The organism is Paenibacillus sp. 2003 (genome assembly GCF_031455635.1).
GTDB lineage: Bacteria > Bacillota > Bacilli > Paenibacillales > Paenibacillaceae > Paenibacillus > Paenibacillus amylolyticus_B.
In genome coordinates, this window is sequence record NZ_JAVDTB010000001.1 from 572,648 (window position 1) to 589,041 (window position 16,394).

Consider the following 16,394-nt stretch of genomic DNA (forward strand, 5'->3'; position numbering starts at 1 on the left):
GTTCTCATGATGGAATGCAATCAAGGATAAGTAGGGTATAACAGATTGGAGCGATCAGGCGAGTGGAATTAAGACAGTTGCATTACTTTTTGAAAGTGGCACAGAAGGAACATGTAACACAGGCTGCTGAAGAGTTGCATGTGGCACAGTCGGCGGTGAGTCGTCAGATTCATCAGCTGGAAGAAGAGCTGGGCGTGGATCTTTTTATGCAAAAGGGGCGGAACCTGCAGTTGACTGCAGTGGGACAGCTTTTTTGCAAACGAATTGAAGGTATATTAAAAGATTTGGACAAGGCAGTCGGGGAAGTTCATGAGTTTCTTGATCCGGAGCATGGGGAGATTCGAATTGGATTTCCGCATAGCCTGGGGATTCATCTCATTCCTTCCGTGGTGGCTGCTTTCCGCCAGCGTTACCCTAACGTGAAATTCAGATTCAAGCAGGGGATGTTCCCTACACTGATTCGTGATGTGTTATCTGGAGAGGTAGACTTGGCATTCATTTCTCCTTTTCCAGAGAAGCATGATCAAGTAGATGGTGATATTGTACTCACAGAAGAATTGCATGCGATCCTTCCTCCCAATCACCCGTTAGCTGGTGAAGAGACCATTGCGCTTGAACAACTCAAGGATGATAAATTTGTATTGTTTAGCAAAGGTTATTCTCTTCGTCCTATTGTGTGGCATGCCTGTCTGGAAGCTGGTTTTACACCCAAGATCGCTTTTGAAGGGGAAGAGACCGACACCATCCGCGGATTGGTTGCTGCGGGCATGGGGGTCAGTCTGCTGCCTGAGATGGCGTTATTCCAGACGAATCCTTTGCAACCGGCACATGTGGCCATCTCTCATCCCAAAGTAACACGGACCATCGGGTTAATTCACCGTGCGGATGACAAATTGCCGTTGGTTGCCCAGTCCTTTCGTTCATTTTTGCTTCATTATTTCGGTTTACAACAAAACAATACCCCATCCGATTAACGGTGGGGTATTGTTTTTGTTGTATTAGGTATCCAATTAATCGCGGCTGTTGAAGATTCCGATATAACGAATCAACTCAAGCAGTGAGATCAACGCTGCAGCAACGTAAGTCAAGGCTGCGGCATTCAGAACCTTTGCAACACCTTTTTCTTCTTCGTTACGGATGTACCCTTCGGATACCATAATCTCTCTGGCGCGATTACTTGCATTGAACTCAACCGGTAAAGTGATGAGTTGGAATGCTACAGTTACGGAGAAGAAGATGATACCGATACCTACAAGGTTCATGGCATTGAAGATGAATCCTGCAATCAACAGGAATGGAGCTAATCCGGATGCAAAGTTCACAATTGGGAAGATCCGGTGACGCAGTGCCAGCATCGGATAACTTTCTTTATGCTGAATGGCGTGGCCAACTTCATGACACGCTACCGAAACAGCTGAGATTGAGTTTTCATAATATACTGGTTCTGATAAACGTACAACCCGATTGATCGGATCATAGTGATCAGAGAGCGTGCCGCGTACAGGTTCAATTGGAACATCGTGCAGGCCGTTAGCATCAAGCATCTGGCGAGCGGCATCGTAACCAGTCATTCCGTTCTGGTTCGGTACCTCCGACCAACGTCTGAATGTACCTTTAACGCGAAATTGCGCCCATAAAGAGAGCAGAAAGGCGATAATGATCAATACGAACATACCGTTATTAAAACTCATATTCATTCCTCCGCTTTCTAAGAATAAGCTACATCATGGTGTTCTCAAGCAAGATTTTTAGTGCCTCCATTGTACCGGCACTTTTGGTGAGGAGTCCTGCCATCATTTTACGTGCTTGTACAGGTTTCATCTCTCCAAGTAGCGGTTTGAGTTCGTTAACCTCTCGCTCAAGTTGTTGTACATGAAGCTCCAATGTTGTCAATTTGCTGGCAACTTGTTCTTCTGTGCTAACCAGACGCCACTTTTCAAGAGATTGCTTAATCTCGTCGAGACTATACTTCTCTTGTTTCATCTGTACAATACGTTCAAGCCTCGTTAAAGTTTCATTACTATAGAGACGATAATTTTTTTGTGTACGTTCTTCGGGAGCGATTAGTCCAAGCTTCGTGTAATAATCAATCGTCCGTTCACTAACACCAGCGGTCTTGGCAAGTTCGCCAATCCGAAAAAGTTTCATATCCCCAATGATATTCACCTCGCTTGCAAGTTCAAATGTAGGGAATTGTAGTTTCCACTTGTGAAATTCTAGACTACGCCCAATTTTCTTACTAATAAGTATGATACATGATCTTTAACCGTACAGTCAAACGTTATGCTTTGGCAATCAGCATACTGCATTTCTATATCTATGTACTCATAGAATGTGATTATGTACTTAAGTGCAAGAAAAAGACGTATGACTTTATTCCCAGAAATATTTTTCAGTTTTGATGAAAATACTCTTGTCAACTTTCCTCTCTTCTGCTTATAATGACATTAAGAGTTTCACGTTATGTGAAGAAACTTAACATAAGAGGGAGTGGGGTATATGAGAAAGAAATGGTTGGTTTCCGTGTTAGTAATGCTTACTTTGTTCGCTTTTCCGGTCAGCGCATTTGCGGCTGCGGAGGGTCCGACTAACATTGAACTTCAAAGTGGTTTGAACTCAGCCTTTACGTTTTTGGCTGTTGTACTCGTGTTCTTGATGCAAGGGGGATTTGCTTTACTCGAAGCGGGTTCAACACGAATGAAGAATGCAGGACACATTGCGGGTAAGACCATCCTGACACTGGGAATTTCAGTTATTGCCTTCTGGGCTTTGGGTTTCGGTCTTGGTTTCGGTAATGGTAACAGCTTCTTTGGAACAACAGGATTCTTCCTGAGTGGTGACAAGATGGCTGCTTCCTTCGAATCACTGGCTTTCTCCGATGTTCCACTGACTATTAAATTCGTATTCCACCTCGCCTTTGCGGCGGTATCTCTGGCCATTGCCTGCGGTGGTATGGCTGAACGTGCAAAGATGAGCGTATATATTGTTTTCGGTACTCTTTATACCATTATCATGTATCCGGTTGTTGCTCACTGGGTATGGGGCGGCGGCTGGTTGGCTGAGCTGGGTATGCAAGACTTTGCAGGATCGACGGTTGTTCACTTGACTGGTGCGACTGCAGCATTGGTAGCTACCATCTTGTTGAAACCACGTATTGGTAAATATAACAAAGACGGCAAACCTAACATCATTCCAGGTCACAACCAAGTGTATTCCGTACTCGGGGTTATTATCCTCTGGATCGGTTGGTTCGGATTCAACCCAGGTAGTACATTATCTGCCATGGGGGATGGATTCTTCGGTTATGTTGCATTAACTACTAACGTAGCTGCTGCAGCTGGTGGTGTTGCTGCGCTGTTGATCTCATGGGCAGTACTTGGTAAGTCTGATATTCCTAGCATGTTAAACGGTGTGCTTGCGGCACTCGTTGCGATTACAGGAGCATGTGCATTCGTTGAACCTTGGGCAGCGCTGGTTATCGGTGCTCTGGCGGGTATCATCACATTCTTCACAGCACAGTACTTCGATCGTAAAGGAATTGACGATCCAATCTACGCTTTCTCCGTGCATGGTATTGCTGGTATGTGGGGTGCGATCTCCACGGGCTTGTTCGCTACTCCTGAACTTGCCGAGAATGCTGGTGTAGGTCAAGCGGGTCTGTTCTATGGCGGTGGATTCCACCAATTGGGCGTACAGCTTCTCGGTCTGGCAGGTGCTTTTGCCTTCGTACTGGTAATGTCCTTCATTATTCTGGGCGGAATGAAAGCGATCATGGGCATCCGTGTTACTGAAGAAGAAGAAACAATGGGTCTGGATATCAGTGAGCACGGTACTTACGGATACCCTGAACAAATGAAAAATGTAGATTCTAAATCCAATGGTGGTACGTTCAGCTCCTGAGGTGAATGATGCTGAATCATGCTTCAAGGAGGCTGGACATGATGGAACCCATCTCGTATACAAACTATTCCTGGTCTTATCAGGGAATCGATGGTGCGGTGTCTTCTCAAGAACTGCGGCAGGCACGTGTGATATTACAGAACGAGCTCCAGGAATTGTTGTCCGCTTCCTTGTCGCCGATCGAGTGGTACCAAACGGTAAATGAACTGCATGACCGGATCGCACGGAAAGCAGTAGAGTTATGCATTCAGGGGATGGTTGAGGAAGGCTTCGGCCAACCTCCCGTCCCCTATGCCTTTATCGTATTTGGCAGTTCCGGCAGGGAAGAAGCGACGTTATGGAGTGATCAGGATAATGGCATGATCATTTGCGATACTCCGCATGAAGGTAAAGAGGAATATTTTGCTCAGCTCGGACAGCGAATGACGGATATGTTGGAAGAGCTTGGTTACGCCAAATGCGAAGGCAAAGTCATGTGCTCTGAGCCACTCTGGAGAAAAACGCTGGCGTCATGGAAGCATCAATTAGCAGATTGGAGCTCGGATCTGAATTGGGAGCCCGTTCGTAATCTGATTATTGCTTCAGACATGCGTTTTGTTGCAGGTGAGCAAAGTCTGGCGGAGGAATGGATCACGAGTTTTTATGAACAGTTCAGACTGGTTCCTGAACTTTCGGATGCAGTTCTTCGCAATACGGTTAAACATAAAGCTACATTAAATGTACTTGGACGTGTGGTCACAGAACGATTTGGTGAACATGCAGGCGGATTTGATGTTAAGTATGGTTTGTACATTCCACTGGTGAACAGTGCCCGTTATTTGGCTTTGCAACATGGGATCAAGGAGTCATCTACGTTAAAAAGAATGGAGAGACTGACTTCACTTGAAGCTGTTCCGTTTACATTACTGGATGCATGCCAGCGGGCCTTCTTAGCCGCTTTGAAGTTTCGTAGAAGTACACCGGTTGTCATCCAAGGGGATTTGCAACATAGCAGTGGGTTCCTGGATGAGAAACAGATGAAACAAAAGCAAATTCATTATGAGCTCAGGGATACGCTCGGGTTGGTACGACGAGTGCATCGTGCTTTGCAAAGACAGTTGCGTTTTGCGGAAAGGAGACGTCCATGAGAGAGCCGGCAAGGGGCAATACAGGATTCTGGAATTCGCTGCGTCAGGGAGGGGTCCCTTCCGCCATCGCTTCCATTATGGGAGCCCCTACGGCGCAACACATGGCGTTTATCCGCTCTATGATGAGAGAACAGCGCAGACCTGAGGTTCTGCATACGCCTCTAAATGAGCTGGACGCAGTTGTATTTGATCTGGAAACGACGGGTTTTTCGCCCCAGCATGGGGATGAGATTATCTCATTTGGTGCGGTCCGTATACATGGTGGTGTCGTGCTGGAAGGAGAGCAGTTCTATACGGTGGTGCAGTCCAAGACTGCGGTTCCGGAACATATCACTGAACTTACAGGTATTACGCAGGAGATGACGCTGGACGCACCGACTTTGCTGGAAGGGCTGCATGATTTCATGTCTTTTGTAGGTGGAAACGTTCTGATTGCACACGCAAGTGCGCATGACCGAGCTTTTCTGAATGCCGCTCTGTGGCGGACTTCAAAGGTAAGGCTGACACATCGTTTAATTGATACGATGATGTTGGCCCGCTGGCTTGAACCAAGCAGGCCGGGGTATGGTCTGGATGAATTGCTGGAATCCAGAGGGATTCCGATCTATGGGCGTCACCATGCACTGGAAGATTCAAAAATGACTGCGCAGTTATGGTCTTGTTACTTGGAGGACATGATGCGTAAAAATGTGGAGACCTTGGGTGATTTGTATACCCAGCTAAGTCACGCATAACGGAACGGGAAGCAGATTGTACGAAGGCACAACGCGGTGTGTCGGATCCTGCGATTCCTTCGAGGATTCAATCAGATAACCGTTCAGATGCATATGAGATCTTAACCCGCTTGTTTGGTCGGGTGAGCCGATGAGGTACATCTGAAGCAAACCGGCGAAGGCCGGAAGAGCTTGCAAGTCCTCTAAGGAAGGAACAGGCCTGGTCTGCGGATGAGAATGGAAGATACCAATGAGCTTAGGTTCGTAAAATACGCACCGAATCCATTCGGCATCGTCCAGAGTAAAATGGTGCAGCGGGTCAGGTGCTACGTTACGAATGGGCTGAAACCGACTGATTCGTATACCGCCCGCTGCGGTTTCACCCAGCATAACCCCGCAGGCTTCTTGCGGCAGCGAAAGGAACATGTGCTTTGACATCTCTTGTTCTACGGAAGAAGGGATGTAGAAGGCGTTTTGCTGCCCGTGAAGTGCTGCCATTTGTATTCACCCCTCTCTCTTTGGCTCCTGCTATGGCAGGAGTCCTTTTTTCATTTTATTTTCTGTAATCCGGATTGTAAAATTTTAAAGGAAAAGGGTACAATAATAAAGAGAACATTTGGGAATCATGTTCTGGTGAACTGTCTTAGAGCGTGATAAACACTTAGCATGTGCAGAAATTACGGTTTTAGTTTCAACAGGCTAATTATATAAAAGGGTGGCGGGTTATGAAACGAAACATATACATACTCCTTGGTGTTGTCTTGCTGGTTGGTATTGCACTGGCCCAGAATGCGGGTGACGGCATTGCAGCCGTCTTTAAGCAGGAAGAACCCATGCCTACAGAGACGGGACCACGTGCGGGTCTTCTGGCACCTGCTTTTTCTCTGACAGCAATGGATGGGAAGACGTACAGTGTGGGCGGTGCCAAAGATAAGGCCACGTTCGTCAGTTTCTGGGCATCCTGGTGTGAGCCGTGTAAGCAGGAAGCTCCAGAGCTGAATAGAATGGCCGCGAAATACAAGGATAAGCTTGACATGTATGGGGTTAATGTAACATCATACGATAAACTCAAAGATGCCAAAGCTTTTGTGGATGAGTACCAACTGAATTTCCCTATTCCCTTGGATGAGAAGGGGACTGTGTATGCTCAATACAATGGGGTGGCTTTTCCAACGAATGTTCTGATTGACTCCAGAGGAGTTATACATGAGATTGTTCTGGGCATATTGCCCGAGAAAGAGTTGGAACGTAAGATTAAAGAGTTAATTGCGAATTAATTTTCTGCAAAGAAAGAAGCCTTTGCATCCATGAATCATGGGTACAGAGGCTTCTTTTTATTTTCCGGGAAATATGGGGTATTAGTGGTTGCTTATCCCATGAGCAGGAATAGGGAGTTTGCCCGGCTCATCCTGCAATTTTTCTTGAAGCAATGCATAGCGGAAACTGTGAACGAGCGCTTCCCAACTTGCTTCAATTACGTTCTCGGATACACCAACAGTGTTCCATGTGTTCTCCGTATTTTTGGATTCGATCAATACACGAACTTTAGCGGCGGTGGCATCTTTCTCATCCAGTACACGCACTTTGTAGTCCGACAGATGCATGTTGGCAAGTGAAGGGAAGTATTGTACCAATGCTTTCCGAAGCGCATTATCGAGTGCGTTCACCGGACCGTTACCTTCAGCAGCGGTATAAACACTTGTTCCAGCTACATTAAGTTTGACAAAAGCTTCAGAAACAACGGATTTCCCCGCCGTTTTCTCCACAAGCATTTTGAATGATTCAAAAGTGAACAATTCTTTCATGTCACCGTTCGCTTCACGAATTAACAATTCAAGCGAAGCATCTGCACCTTCGAACTGATAACCCTGATGCTCCAGGTCTTTGATCTTCTCAATAATCTGACGTGAATTGGCACTGCTTGGATCGAACTCAAGCCCCAGTTCCTGCGCTTTGGATACAATATTACTCTGTCCGGCAAGTTCCGAGACCAGCACACGTTGTTTGTTACCGACCAGTTCAGGGACGATATGTTCATAGGTACGTGAATCCCGCAGGATGGCAGAGACGTGAATCCCACCTTTGTGAGCAAAAGCAGCATTGCCGACATAAGGCTGATTAATCGGCATATTCACATTGGCAATCTCGCTAACATAACGAGCCACGTTTGTAAGTTGTCTCATGGAATCCTCAGTAACACATTCATAGCCAAGTTTCAGTTGCAGGTTCGGGATAATGGATGCGAGATTGGCGTTACCACAACGCTCTCCATAACCGTTCATTGTTCCTTGCACCTGACGGGCTCCGGCTTGTACAGCGCTGAGTGTGTTGGCCACAGCCAGTTCACAATCATTATGTGTATGGATGCCGAGATGTGCGTGAGGCAGGCTTCTATGAAGTGTGGATACGATCTCGTGTACCTCGTTTGGCATCGTCCCGCCGTTGGTATCACACATAACGAGCCAGTCCGCTCCAGCTTCGTGTGCCTTGGTCAAGACCGCTTGAGCATACTCCGGGTTATGTTTGAATCCGTCAAAGAAGTGTTCTGCATCAAAGATCACTTCCATACCATTCTGCTTCAGATAGGCGATGGAATCATAGATCATGGACAAATTTTCTTCCAATGTAGTCTGCAAAGCGGTATGCACATGGAAGTCCCATGATTTACCGACTAAAGTTGCAGCCTGAGCACCAGATTCGATCATGCGCTTCAGGTTGGCGTCTTCACTAGCAACGCTGCCTTTACGGCGGGTACTGCCAAAAGCAACAACCTTTGCGTTCAGGTTTAATTCCTTGACTCTTTTGAAAAACTCAATGTCCTTGGTATTGCTGCCGGGAATTCCGCCTTCAATATAATGGACACCCAGGTCATCAAGCTTCTTGGCAATTTTGAGTTTGTCGTCTGCCGATAAGCTGACACCCTCCCCTTGTGTGCCGTCACGTAAAGTCGTATCGAAGATGGAAATGGCCTTTGACATGAAGATCCTCCTTTGAGATAAAGCGCTCTTTTAAAAGTTTGGATTGTAAGTTGGGAAAAGCTGTTAAGTACGTTAGTGGACGAATCCTTCGATTCGGCAACGCTACACTGTGTTAAACTGGGTGCGCTGATTTGTCCTAAAGTCGTCAATTTGTATAATTAATTATTATAGCACCATTATAGCCAAATGCTACATAGAAATCGCAGTTTCATGTAACAATTAACGGATTCTAGAGAAAAAAGAAGGAGGGTAATCATAATCCGGATGTATGTTATAATCTATTATTGAGTTTTAATTGGAATATATGGAAGAAAAGGAGGGTTGATTTTTGACTTTTGTATGGGAAAATACGGCTATTGCCCTGATCACTTTGATACTTTTTGTGAGTGTAGGCTGGTTGATTATTCGGTCTCTGATCAGATCTCGCAGAAAATAAATGTTCGTGACTGAATTAACATAACGGGTTTGATATACTATAGAAGAAAGAAATTCGTTTCATTAATTAGTGTGCAAGAAAGGGCGGGGGTTCATGATGTCTTCAGACGGCAATCCTCCAGCGAATGTGGATCAATACTACCCTACAGCCGGACGGGTGATTCTGCATGTCGATATGAATGCTTTCTACTGCTCTGTACATGAAGCCGAGGAACCAGATTTATATAGAGGAAAAGCAACGGCCGTTGCGGGCAGCAGTGAACTGCGAAAGGGTGTAATTGTAACCTGCTCATATGCCGCTCGTAATCGAGGCATCTCAACAGGTATGGTTGTCCACCAAGCCTTGAAAAAGTGCCCTGATCTCATTGTGATTCGTCCTGATTTTCATTTATATCGTCAATATTCAAGAGCTTTCATGCAGATTGCGTATAGTTATACCCCTCAACTTGAGGCAACGTCCATTGATGAATGTTATCTTGATATTACAGGGTCAAGGCAATTCGGGAATCCAATGGAGATTGCGGAGAGCATTCAGCGTAGAATCAAGGATGAATTGGGGCTGCCATGTTCCATTGGCATTGCACCCAACAAATTATTGGCAAAAATGGCTTCGGATCTGAAAAAACCGAACGGTATCTCCATTTTACGTATGAGGGACGTACCCCGGATTCTTTGGCACAGGCCATGTAACGAGATGTTTGGCATTGGCAAAAAAACGGCTGAAAAGCTGAAAAAACTGGGCATTGGAACGATTGGTCAATTGGCCAAGTCGGATGAGAACATGTTGACCGAACTATTCGGAGTTAATGGAGCATGGCTCAAAAATTCTGCGAATGGCATTAACCATTCCGCAGTTCACGCGGAACGGGAAGCCAATAAATCCATTGGACATACAACCACTTTACCGGCGGATGTATCGGATATGAATGAGATTCATCGGGTATTCCTCAATATAAGTGACCAGGTAGCCAGAAGATTGCGCAAGCACGAAATGTTCAGCCAGGGTATTCAGATTACGATCCGCACACCGGATATGAAGACAATCACCCGATCACGTCTAATGGAAGTTCCTACGGAGGATGCAACGGTCATTTACCGTGAGGCCTGTAAACTATTTGAGAAGCATTGGGGTAGTGGCAAGCCTGTACGCATGCTGGGTGTGACACTTCAGAACCTGATTCCAAGAGAAGAATCCGCTGTGCAGATGGACTTGTTTGAATATGAGCAGAAGCCCAAGAAGGACAATCTGATTCGGATTATGGATCAGTTACGTGATAAATTTGGTGAGAATGCTGTTGTGACCGCAGGCATGCTTGGGGACGATCCTTCCGTGCTGCTTCGGAATCATAAAGTGCGCGGTACTTCCCTGCAAAAAGATAACTTGCAAAGTCTTGATTAAATAAGGGATAATAGAGACTTGTGGTTGCAAAATGATTTGTAATTATCCTTACTTTGTATTAATATGTTTCTAGATAAAAACACTGTACGTTTCGAATTTTAGGAGGAGAGAATGTAAATGAGTAAATATACTTGGGTTGAAAAAGACACATGCATCGCATGTGGCGCTTGTGGAGCAACGGCTCCAGACATCTACGATTATGATGATGAAGGTTTGGCTGAAGTTATCTTTGACGGCGATGCTAACCATGGTGTCAAAGCTATACCAGACGACTTGTTTGACGATATGCAGGATGCATGCGATGGCTGCCCTACAGATTCAATCAAAGTAGCGGACGAGCCTTTCAATAAAGAAGGCTAAGTATTTCTCACATGAACATAGAGCACTTTCTTTTGTCTTAACGACAAGGGAAGGTGCTTTTTTTGCATTCATTTAACTGTGATTATCTGACTATAGATCAAGGACGAACATTGTCGAACCCCCTTTTTTCCACCGGGTACTCAAGTCCTATGGATTCAACGCTTGGTTATGCCGATATATAATGATATACGGAAAAAGGCGAAATAGTGGAGGGTCGGATGCAAAATACTCATCTAAGAACATATGTCAAGAAACATCCCGACAATAAAATGGCCTGGTATCTGCTTGGAAAGGAGTACTTGGGCGAAGGGCAGGAGGCCAAAGCCAATTATTGTTTTCAGCAAGCGGGCGAGGTTTACGAGGCATTTGAACGTAGTAAAGCTCCTGCTGACATCTGGGTGGACTATCAGGACAAACTGGTGGAAATGTCTGAGCAAAAAGAGAAAAAACAACGTAGACGCAAAATGTGGCTTACGTTGTTCATGCTGCTTGTGCTGGCAGGTCTGCCACCTGCGGACGCTCCGGGTTTCAGTCGTGAAGCGGCCGACGCACTGTCAGCAGCATTGGAATCCACAGAGGATATCGCAGCGCCTGTAGAAGCGGATAAACAGGTTGGAACTGCATCCATTCCACCAAGTAATGTGTTCACCGCTGCGGCATTTGTTGGAGGCAACCATGGGGAGGCTGCGCTCGCAGCTGCCTGGTCCGGGTCTGGCCCGAAAATAGAAACTTCGGCTGTACTGGGTATGCAAACCTCGGATGAATGGTCTTTATGGAAGCGAAATATGCCTGTGAAATACATAGTACAAACCAACACAAGCGGGAAATTGACTGTACAGAGTTATGATGCCAAGCAATGTAACTGTGAACCTCCTGAGATCACGCCGAAAATCAAAAAGATGGCCTTGGCGTGGACCGCCAAGCAGGAAGCCGCTGCATCATTATCAAGTGCAATCGTTGCCTATCGCAAAAAAAATGACGCTTGGCCCAAGAGTGTAACGCAATTGGCCCAGCCATTTCCGAACAATATTCTGGGAGAGACTGCGCCAGGTATGACCGAGATGTTTCCGAAGCTGTTAGCTTTGCATCAAGGAAAGGCACAGGAAGGAAAGAGCGACTCAAATGGTAAAGAGAACGGTTCGACGACTTCGAATTCGTCTCAAGGCAAAAATGCCGCTTTTGCAGATACGCTGGGAGGTCAGCCTTTTTTGCAGGAGCCGCTGGAGATTGTCATTGATAAGGATAAACATAAACTTGCATTAATCAGTGGGGATACCATTGTTCGTATGTATGATGTGGGACTTGGCGGTGATCGAACACCGGAGGGGTCATTTGTCATTACAGATAAAGTCGTCAATCCGAATGGACGCTCGAACGGGGAGTTCGGAAGCAGAGGTATGCAGCTCTCGAATACGAATTATGCCATCCATGGGACCAACGAGCCAAACAGTATCGGACTGGATGAGTCCCTTGGATGTGTGAGAATGCGTACAGGAGATGTAGAAGAGTTATTCGCTCTTGCTCCGCAAGGCACTCCGGTACGCATTGGAGAAGGTGTACTGCCAGATCTGACGCTTGTTCCAGAAGCAAAGCAGCGTTATCAGCATACACTTGTTCCAAAGCAGAATAATCCGAACAAAACGTATCACTGGCTGAATTGATTTGTTTGATATGTAGAATCAGATGGATTCAGCCTGAATCATCTACATGTTGGCAATAATGATAAGAGCACCAATGATGATGATCAAGCCGCCTACACTCGCTGCAGTCCATGCAATGGCTTTGCGATTCACTTCTTCTTTCTTTTGCTGTAATGCAGGTGGTTTACGTTTGGGAGCCATGAGTTATTCCTCCTTATTTGGAATAGAACTGGTGTAGAGTAACCATGCTCTCATTGTAAAGAATTCAACTCGTCATTACCAGTGGGCGGGTGGATTTCTTGTGAGCATTTTGTATTATTCGATTTGTGCTGTCTATGCGCAAATTACTTTCCTTTTTAATAAGAAACAGATAGACTTGTGTGTAGAGTGTTTTTTTACATATGAAAAGACGGACAACGGCTTTTTGGCGTACCGGACCAGAACGGAGTGAGTGATTTGTTATACAGAAGTCTTGCTAAACCTTTGTTGTTCAAAATGGACCCTGAACAGGCCCATCATCTGATTATTGGCGGCCTTAGTGGCATGGGTAGCATCCGTCCGGTTCCTTCCGGACTGCGAGTGATGTACGGCGTTCGTGAAACGTCTGATCTGGCTGTTGACATGTTTGGGTGTCATTTCCCTACACCTGTTGGTCTGGCTGCGGGTCTGGACAAAAACGGGCAGGCCGTAACGGGCTTTTCTTCCATCGGATTTGGATTCATGGAAGTGGGAACCGTGACACCACTTGCACAACCAGGTAACGATCAACCACGGCTGTTCCGTTTGCCTCCAGATGAGGCTTTGGTGAACCGGATGGGCTTCAACAATCTTGGTGCGGAAGCGATGGCAGGTGAATTGGCACGTCTACAGGATCGGCGTATTCCAGTGGCTGTTAACATCGGCAAGAATAAGGCAACGTCTAATGAGGAAGCTCACTTGGACTATTCGAAGTGCATTCAGGCATTATACGATTATGCTGATCTGTTCGTGGTTAATATCAGTTCACCAAATACACCGGATTTGCGTAATCTGCAACATGGGAATGAATTGAAGGAACTGCTCGCTGCGGTTATGAACGAGATGAACGTGCAGCATGCACGAGCGGGCGGAGCGACCAAATCCGTTCTGGTGAAGATCGCACCGGATGTGAATGATCAGGAACTTGAATATATGGTTCGCACCATTGCAGACAGCGGTGTTGCTGGCATTATTGCAACGAACACAACCATCAGTCGTACAGGACTTTCCCACCAACATGCGAAAGAAACTGGCGGTCTGAGCGGCAAACCTCTGCGTGAGCGTTCTACGGAGATTATTCGCCAGATCTATCGTCAGACCGAAGGCAAACTTCCGATCATCGGTTCAGGTGGTATTTTCACAAGTGAGGATGCTTACGAGAAAATTAAAGCCGGAGCAAGTCTGGTCGAAATATATACAGCATTAATCTACGAAGGACCTGAGGTGAATCGGCGTATTCATGCCGGACTGCGTGAGTTACTGCGCAAGGACGGTTATCGTCATATCTCTGAAGCGGTTGGTGCGGAGCATCGTTAAGAAGGAATGTGGATCCCCGGATTGAAAATATAGAAGCATGGAAGAGCGTAAAATGGTTCGGGACTCTTCCCCCCACCAAACATCATGTATAATGGAATAGAACAGGGGACGCTATAGAGACAGGAGGCATAAGCATGGACGGTAGAGACTGGGGTACATTTTTACTTCCTTATGAACAAGCGGTAGAGGAATTAAAAGTTAAGTTTAAGACAATGCGGGCGGAGCTGAAAAAACGGGAAGAGTATGCCCCGATTGAATTCGTTACCGGTCGTGTCAAAAAAATATCCAGTATTCTGGAGAAATCCAGACGACTTAATGTGTCGCTTGATGACGTGGAGACAGGCATTGAGGATATTGCAGGTATCCGTATCATGTGCCAATTCGTAGATGATATCCGTCGGGTTGCCGAATACATTCGAGGCCGCAAGGATCTCACGGTACTCATTGAGAAAGATTATATTACGAATTTCAAAGAGAGCGGCTATCGCAGCTTCCATATGATTATTGAGTATCCCGTTCAGACGGCTCTGGGACAAAAGATCGTATTGGCCGAGATTCAGATCCGTACACTTGCCATGAATTTCTGGGCTACCATTGAACATTCTCTGAGTTATAAATTTCGGGAGAGTTTACCGGATGATATGCGAGCCAGGTTGAAAAAAACAGCGGAGGCCGCTTTTGTACTGGATAATGAGATGTCTGCCATTCGTCTACAGATTTTGGAGGCACAGAAGGCATTTGAGGATGATTCCAATATCGTGTCAAGAACATTGAATATCATTCATCAATTATACTTCTACCACCTTGTCAGTGAAGCGATTGAAGCACAGAAGCGTTTTAACGATTACTGGGAACGACATGATATGGAAGGGCTCAAAGACTTGCTGGATGACGTGAAAACACTTCTGAACAACGCCAGAAAGGGCGAAAACCCGGATGAGCATCTATGAGCCACTGTACATTGACTACTTAATCTACTTCAATCGGGATCAGGATTATTTCGAGTGCCATGAGGTGCTGGAAGAATTGTGGCTTGAGCGGGACCGGGATTCTCTCTATAAAGGATTGTTGCAGATTGCTGTTGGATTATACCACTTCAGGAATGGCAATCTCCGCGGAGGCACGATGATGTTACAGAGCTCACTTGACCTTCTGGAACCTTATCCTGATACGATTCTGGGCATTGACCTTGGGACTTTGGTGCGGGATGTACAGGAAATCGTGAAGGAACTGTCCCAATCAGATGCTCAGTCTGTGACTTATAGGGATTTGTCCATACGAATTGTGGATGAGGTCTTAGAACAGGAGATATCTAGAAGATCGCTTGAGCTAAAACCTAATATTCCGCAACGCCGGAGTCCTACCAGAGGGCGAATATACGAAGAGAAGATGAAGGCCATGGAGCAGGGTAAAAGTTAAGCCGTAATCAGTCTTAGCATTCAAATGAGCATCCAATGGATATGAAGTTCCATGATTATGAAACACCCCGACGATTCCTGTAAAGGGAAAGATCGGGGTGTTTTTGAATGTTGCGTCATATTCAGATAATTGCAGGTGGCACAGCCTGTCCTTCAACAGAACAGTGTCTGGTGATATAAGTACCTTTATTGTGCTTAATTATGAAAATGATCTATTAGTTAGCTTGCCGAAGGAGTGGCACTGCCTTTATATTTTTGGAAGAATTGTTTGTAATCATCCAGCGTATAGCCTTGGTCACTGCCATTCTCTTGAAGTCCGCCAACCATACGGTCTTTCTCGACACCGGCCTCATAATAGACGAGTGTAGGCGTGAACTCGATGTTGTAATCGGTCCATCCTGCTTCGAATTCGCGCAGATTGAACTGCGGAAGCTCAATACCTTCACTGTCAACCAGTGGCATCAACTGAGGTGTTGTGGCACGGCAGTGCGAGCAGTCGGAAGCGAAGAAATAAACAAAAAAGCTGTCTTTGTTATCGATTTTGGCTTTGAGATCAGCGGGCACAATAATTTGTTGATAGTTGGGATCACTAAGCAATTCACGTGTAGCTGGATTAAGCTTGGAAGCAGCGATGCCATAAGCATTTTCCACTGAATCCATCTGTTTTTTGGATTGTTGGTCTACGACAACCAATGCTGCAATCATAATGATTAAAATACCCAGGAATATAAGGATCGCAGCACTTTTCTTTTTCTTCTTGGATTTCATTGGACATCCCCCATCGATCATATCGAAATATAGTTTGGGCAAAAATAAAGGTTGGGATAATATGCATAAACACCCGAATTTTTGCTCAGGAATCAATCTACT

17 protein-coding genes are annotated in these 16,394 nt (G+C 45.8%); 11 read left to right on the plus strand and 6 right to left on the minus strand.

Annotation, left to right across the window (positions count from 1 at the left end; all coding sequences use genetic code 11):
* The first annotated feature begins 62 nt into the window (after positions 1–62).
* The gene (gltC, locus tag J2X75_RS02755) at positions 63–974 is read left to right on the plus strand and encodes a glutamate biosynthesis transcriptional regulator GltC (protein WP_062833647.1); all 912 of its coding nucleotides are present in this window, start codon (positions 63–65) and stop codon (positions 972–974) included.
* 36 nt (positions 975–1,010) lie between these two features.
* On the opposite strand, the gene J2X75_RS02760 is transcribed toward gltC, so the two are convergent.
* Positions 1,011–1,691: a zinc metallopeptidase gene (locus tag J2X75_RS02760; RefSeq protein ID WP_036609646.1), complete on the minus strand. Its 681-nt coding sequence runs from the start codon at positions 1,689–1,691 to the stop codon at positions 1,011–1,013.
* A gap of 28 nt (positions 1,692–1,719) precedes the next feature.
* Positions 1,720–2,148 carry a MerR family transcriptional regulator gene (locus tag J2X75_RS02765; RefSeq protein WP_017689377.1) on the minus strand — a complete coding sequence of 143 codons (429 nt, stop codon included), beginning with the start codon at positions 2,146–2,148 and terminating at the stop codon, positions 1,720–1,722.
* A gap of 351 nt (positions 2,149–2,499) precedes the next feature.
* Between J2X75_RS02765 and J2X75_RS02770 the strand changes: the two genes are divergently transcribed.
* From J2X75_RS02770 to J2X75_RS02780, 3 genes are read left to right on the plus strand one after another with little or no spacing between them, the layout of a single operon-like run.
* Positions 2,500–3,900, plus strand: a complete 1,401-nt coding sequence (locus tag J2X75_RS02770; protein WP_074094452.1) for an ammonium transporter — start codon at positions 2,500–2,502, stop codon at positions 3,898–3,900.
* A 41-nt stretch (positions 3,901–3,941) separates the two neighbouring features.
* Entirely contained in the window at positions 3,942–5,027 is a 1,086-nt protein-coding gene (locus J2X75_RS02775; RefSeq protein WP_397383475.1) for a DUF294 nucleotidyltransferase-like domain-containing protein, read from the plus strand.
* On the plus strand, positions 5,024–5,761 hold the full coding sequence (locus J2X75_RS02780) for an exonuclease domain-containing protein (protein WP_091032202.1): 738 nt from the start codon (positions 5,024–5,026) through the stop codon (positions 5,759–5,761). Before J2X75_RS02775 ends, J2X75_RS02780 begins: the two co-directional genes overlap by 4 nt.
* On the opposite strand, the gene J2X75_RS02785 is transcribed toward J2X75_RS02780, so the two are convergent.
* A complete protein-coding gene (locus tag J2X75_RS02785) occupies positions 5,747–6,238 on the minus strand; it encodes a M67 family metallopeptidase (protein WP_310334181.1) in 492 nt (163 codons plus the stop codon). The genes J2X75_RS02780 and J2X75_RS02785 overlap by 15 nt on opposite strands.
* Before the next feature lie 227 nt (positions 6,239–6,465).
* On the opposite strand from J2X75_RS02785, the gene J2X75_RS02790 reads away from it, so the two are divergent.
* Entirely contained in the window at positions 6,466–7,017 is a 552-nt protein-coding gene (locus tag J2X75_RS02790) for a TlpA family protein disulfide reductase (RefSeq protein WP_310334182.1), read from the plus strand.
* An 81-nt stretch (positions 7,018–7,098) separates the two neighbouring features.
* On the opposite strand, the gene cimA is transcribed toward J2X75_RS02790, so the two are convergent.
* A complete protein-coding gene (gene cimA / locus J2X75_RS02795; RefSeq protein ID WP_310334185.1) occupies positions 7,099–8,718 on the minus strand; it encodes a citramalate synthase in 1,620 nt (539 codons plus the stop codon).
* A 532-nt stretch (positions 8,719–9,250) separates the two neighbouring features.
* Here cimA and J2X75_RS02800 point away from each other — a divergent pair.
* From J2X75_RS02800 to J2X75_RS02810, 3 genes are all read left to right on the plus strand, one after another.
* Positions 9,251–10,552 carry a DNA polymerase IV gene (locus J2X75_RS02800; protein ID WP_310336628.1) on the plus strand — a complete coding sequence of 434 codons (1,302 nt, stop codon included), beginning with the start codon at positions 9,251–9,253 and terminating at the stop codon, positions 10,550–10,552.
* A 117-nt stretch (positions 10,553–10,669) separates the two neighbouring features.
* Positions 10,670–10,912 (plus strand): ferredoxin, encoded by a 243-nt coding sequence (locus J2X75_RS02805; RefSeq protein WP_017689369.1) that lies wholly within the window; start codon positions 10,670–10,672, stop codon positions 10,910–10,912.
* A gap of 218 nt (positions 10,913–11,130) precedes the next feature.
* The gene (locus J2X75_RS02810; RefSeq protein ID WP_310334186.1) at positions 11,131–12,573 is read left to right on the plus strand and encodes a L,D-transpeptidase family protein; all 1,443 of its coding nucleotides are present in this window, start codon (positions 11,131–11,133) and stop codon (positions 12,571–12,573) included.
* A 42-nt stretch (positions 12,574–12,615) separates the two neighbouring features.
* Here J2X75_RS02810 and J2X75_RS02815 read toward each other — a convergent pair whose 3' ends face one another.
* Entirely contained in the window at positions 12,616–12,753 is a 138-nt protein-coding gene (locus J2X75_RS02815) for a hypothetical protein (RefSeq protein ID WP_017689367.1), read from the minus strand.
* Between the two features lie 255 nt (positions 12,754–13,008).
* Here J2X75_RS02815 and J2X75_RS02820 point away from each other — a divergent pair, with 255 nt between their 5' ends.
* The 3 genes from J2X75_RS02820 (at position 13,009) to J2X75_RS02830 (ending at position 15,525) form a co-directional block, all read left to right on the plus strand.
* Complete coding sequence (locus J2X75_RS02820; RefSeq protein ID WP_124115506.1) at positions 13,009–14,106, plus strand: quinone-dependent dihydroorotate dehydrogenase; 1,098 nt, start codon at positions 13,009–13,011, stop codon at positions 14,104–14,106.
* 134 nt (positions 14,107–14,240) lie between these two features.
* Positions 14,241–15,056 carry a GTP diphosphokinase gene (gene yjbM, locus J2X75_RS02825; protein WP_124113953.1) on the plus strand — a complete coding sequence of 272 codons (816 nt, stop codon included), beginning with the start codon at positions 14,241–14,243 and terminating at the stop codon, positions 15,054–15,056.
* Entirely contained in the window at positions 15,043–15,525 is a 483-nt protein-coding gene (locus tag J2X75_RS02830; protein WP_310334189.1) for a DUF309 domain-containing protein, read from the plus strand. Before yjbM ends, J2X75_RS02830 begins: the two co-directional genes overlap by 14 nt.
* 218 nt (positions 15,526–15,743) lie before the next feature.
* On the opposite strand, the gene J2X75_RS02835 is transcribed toward J2X75_RS02830, so the two are convergent.
* On the minus strand, positions 15,744–16,292 hold the full coding sequence (locus J2X75_RS02835) for a thioredoxin family protein (protein WP_253433370.1): 549 nt from the start codon (positions 16,290–16,292) through the stop codon (positions 15,744–15,746).
* Between the last annotated feature and the right edge of the window lie 102 nt (positions 16,293–16,394).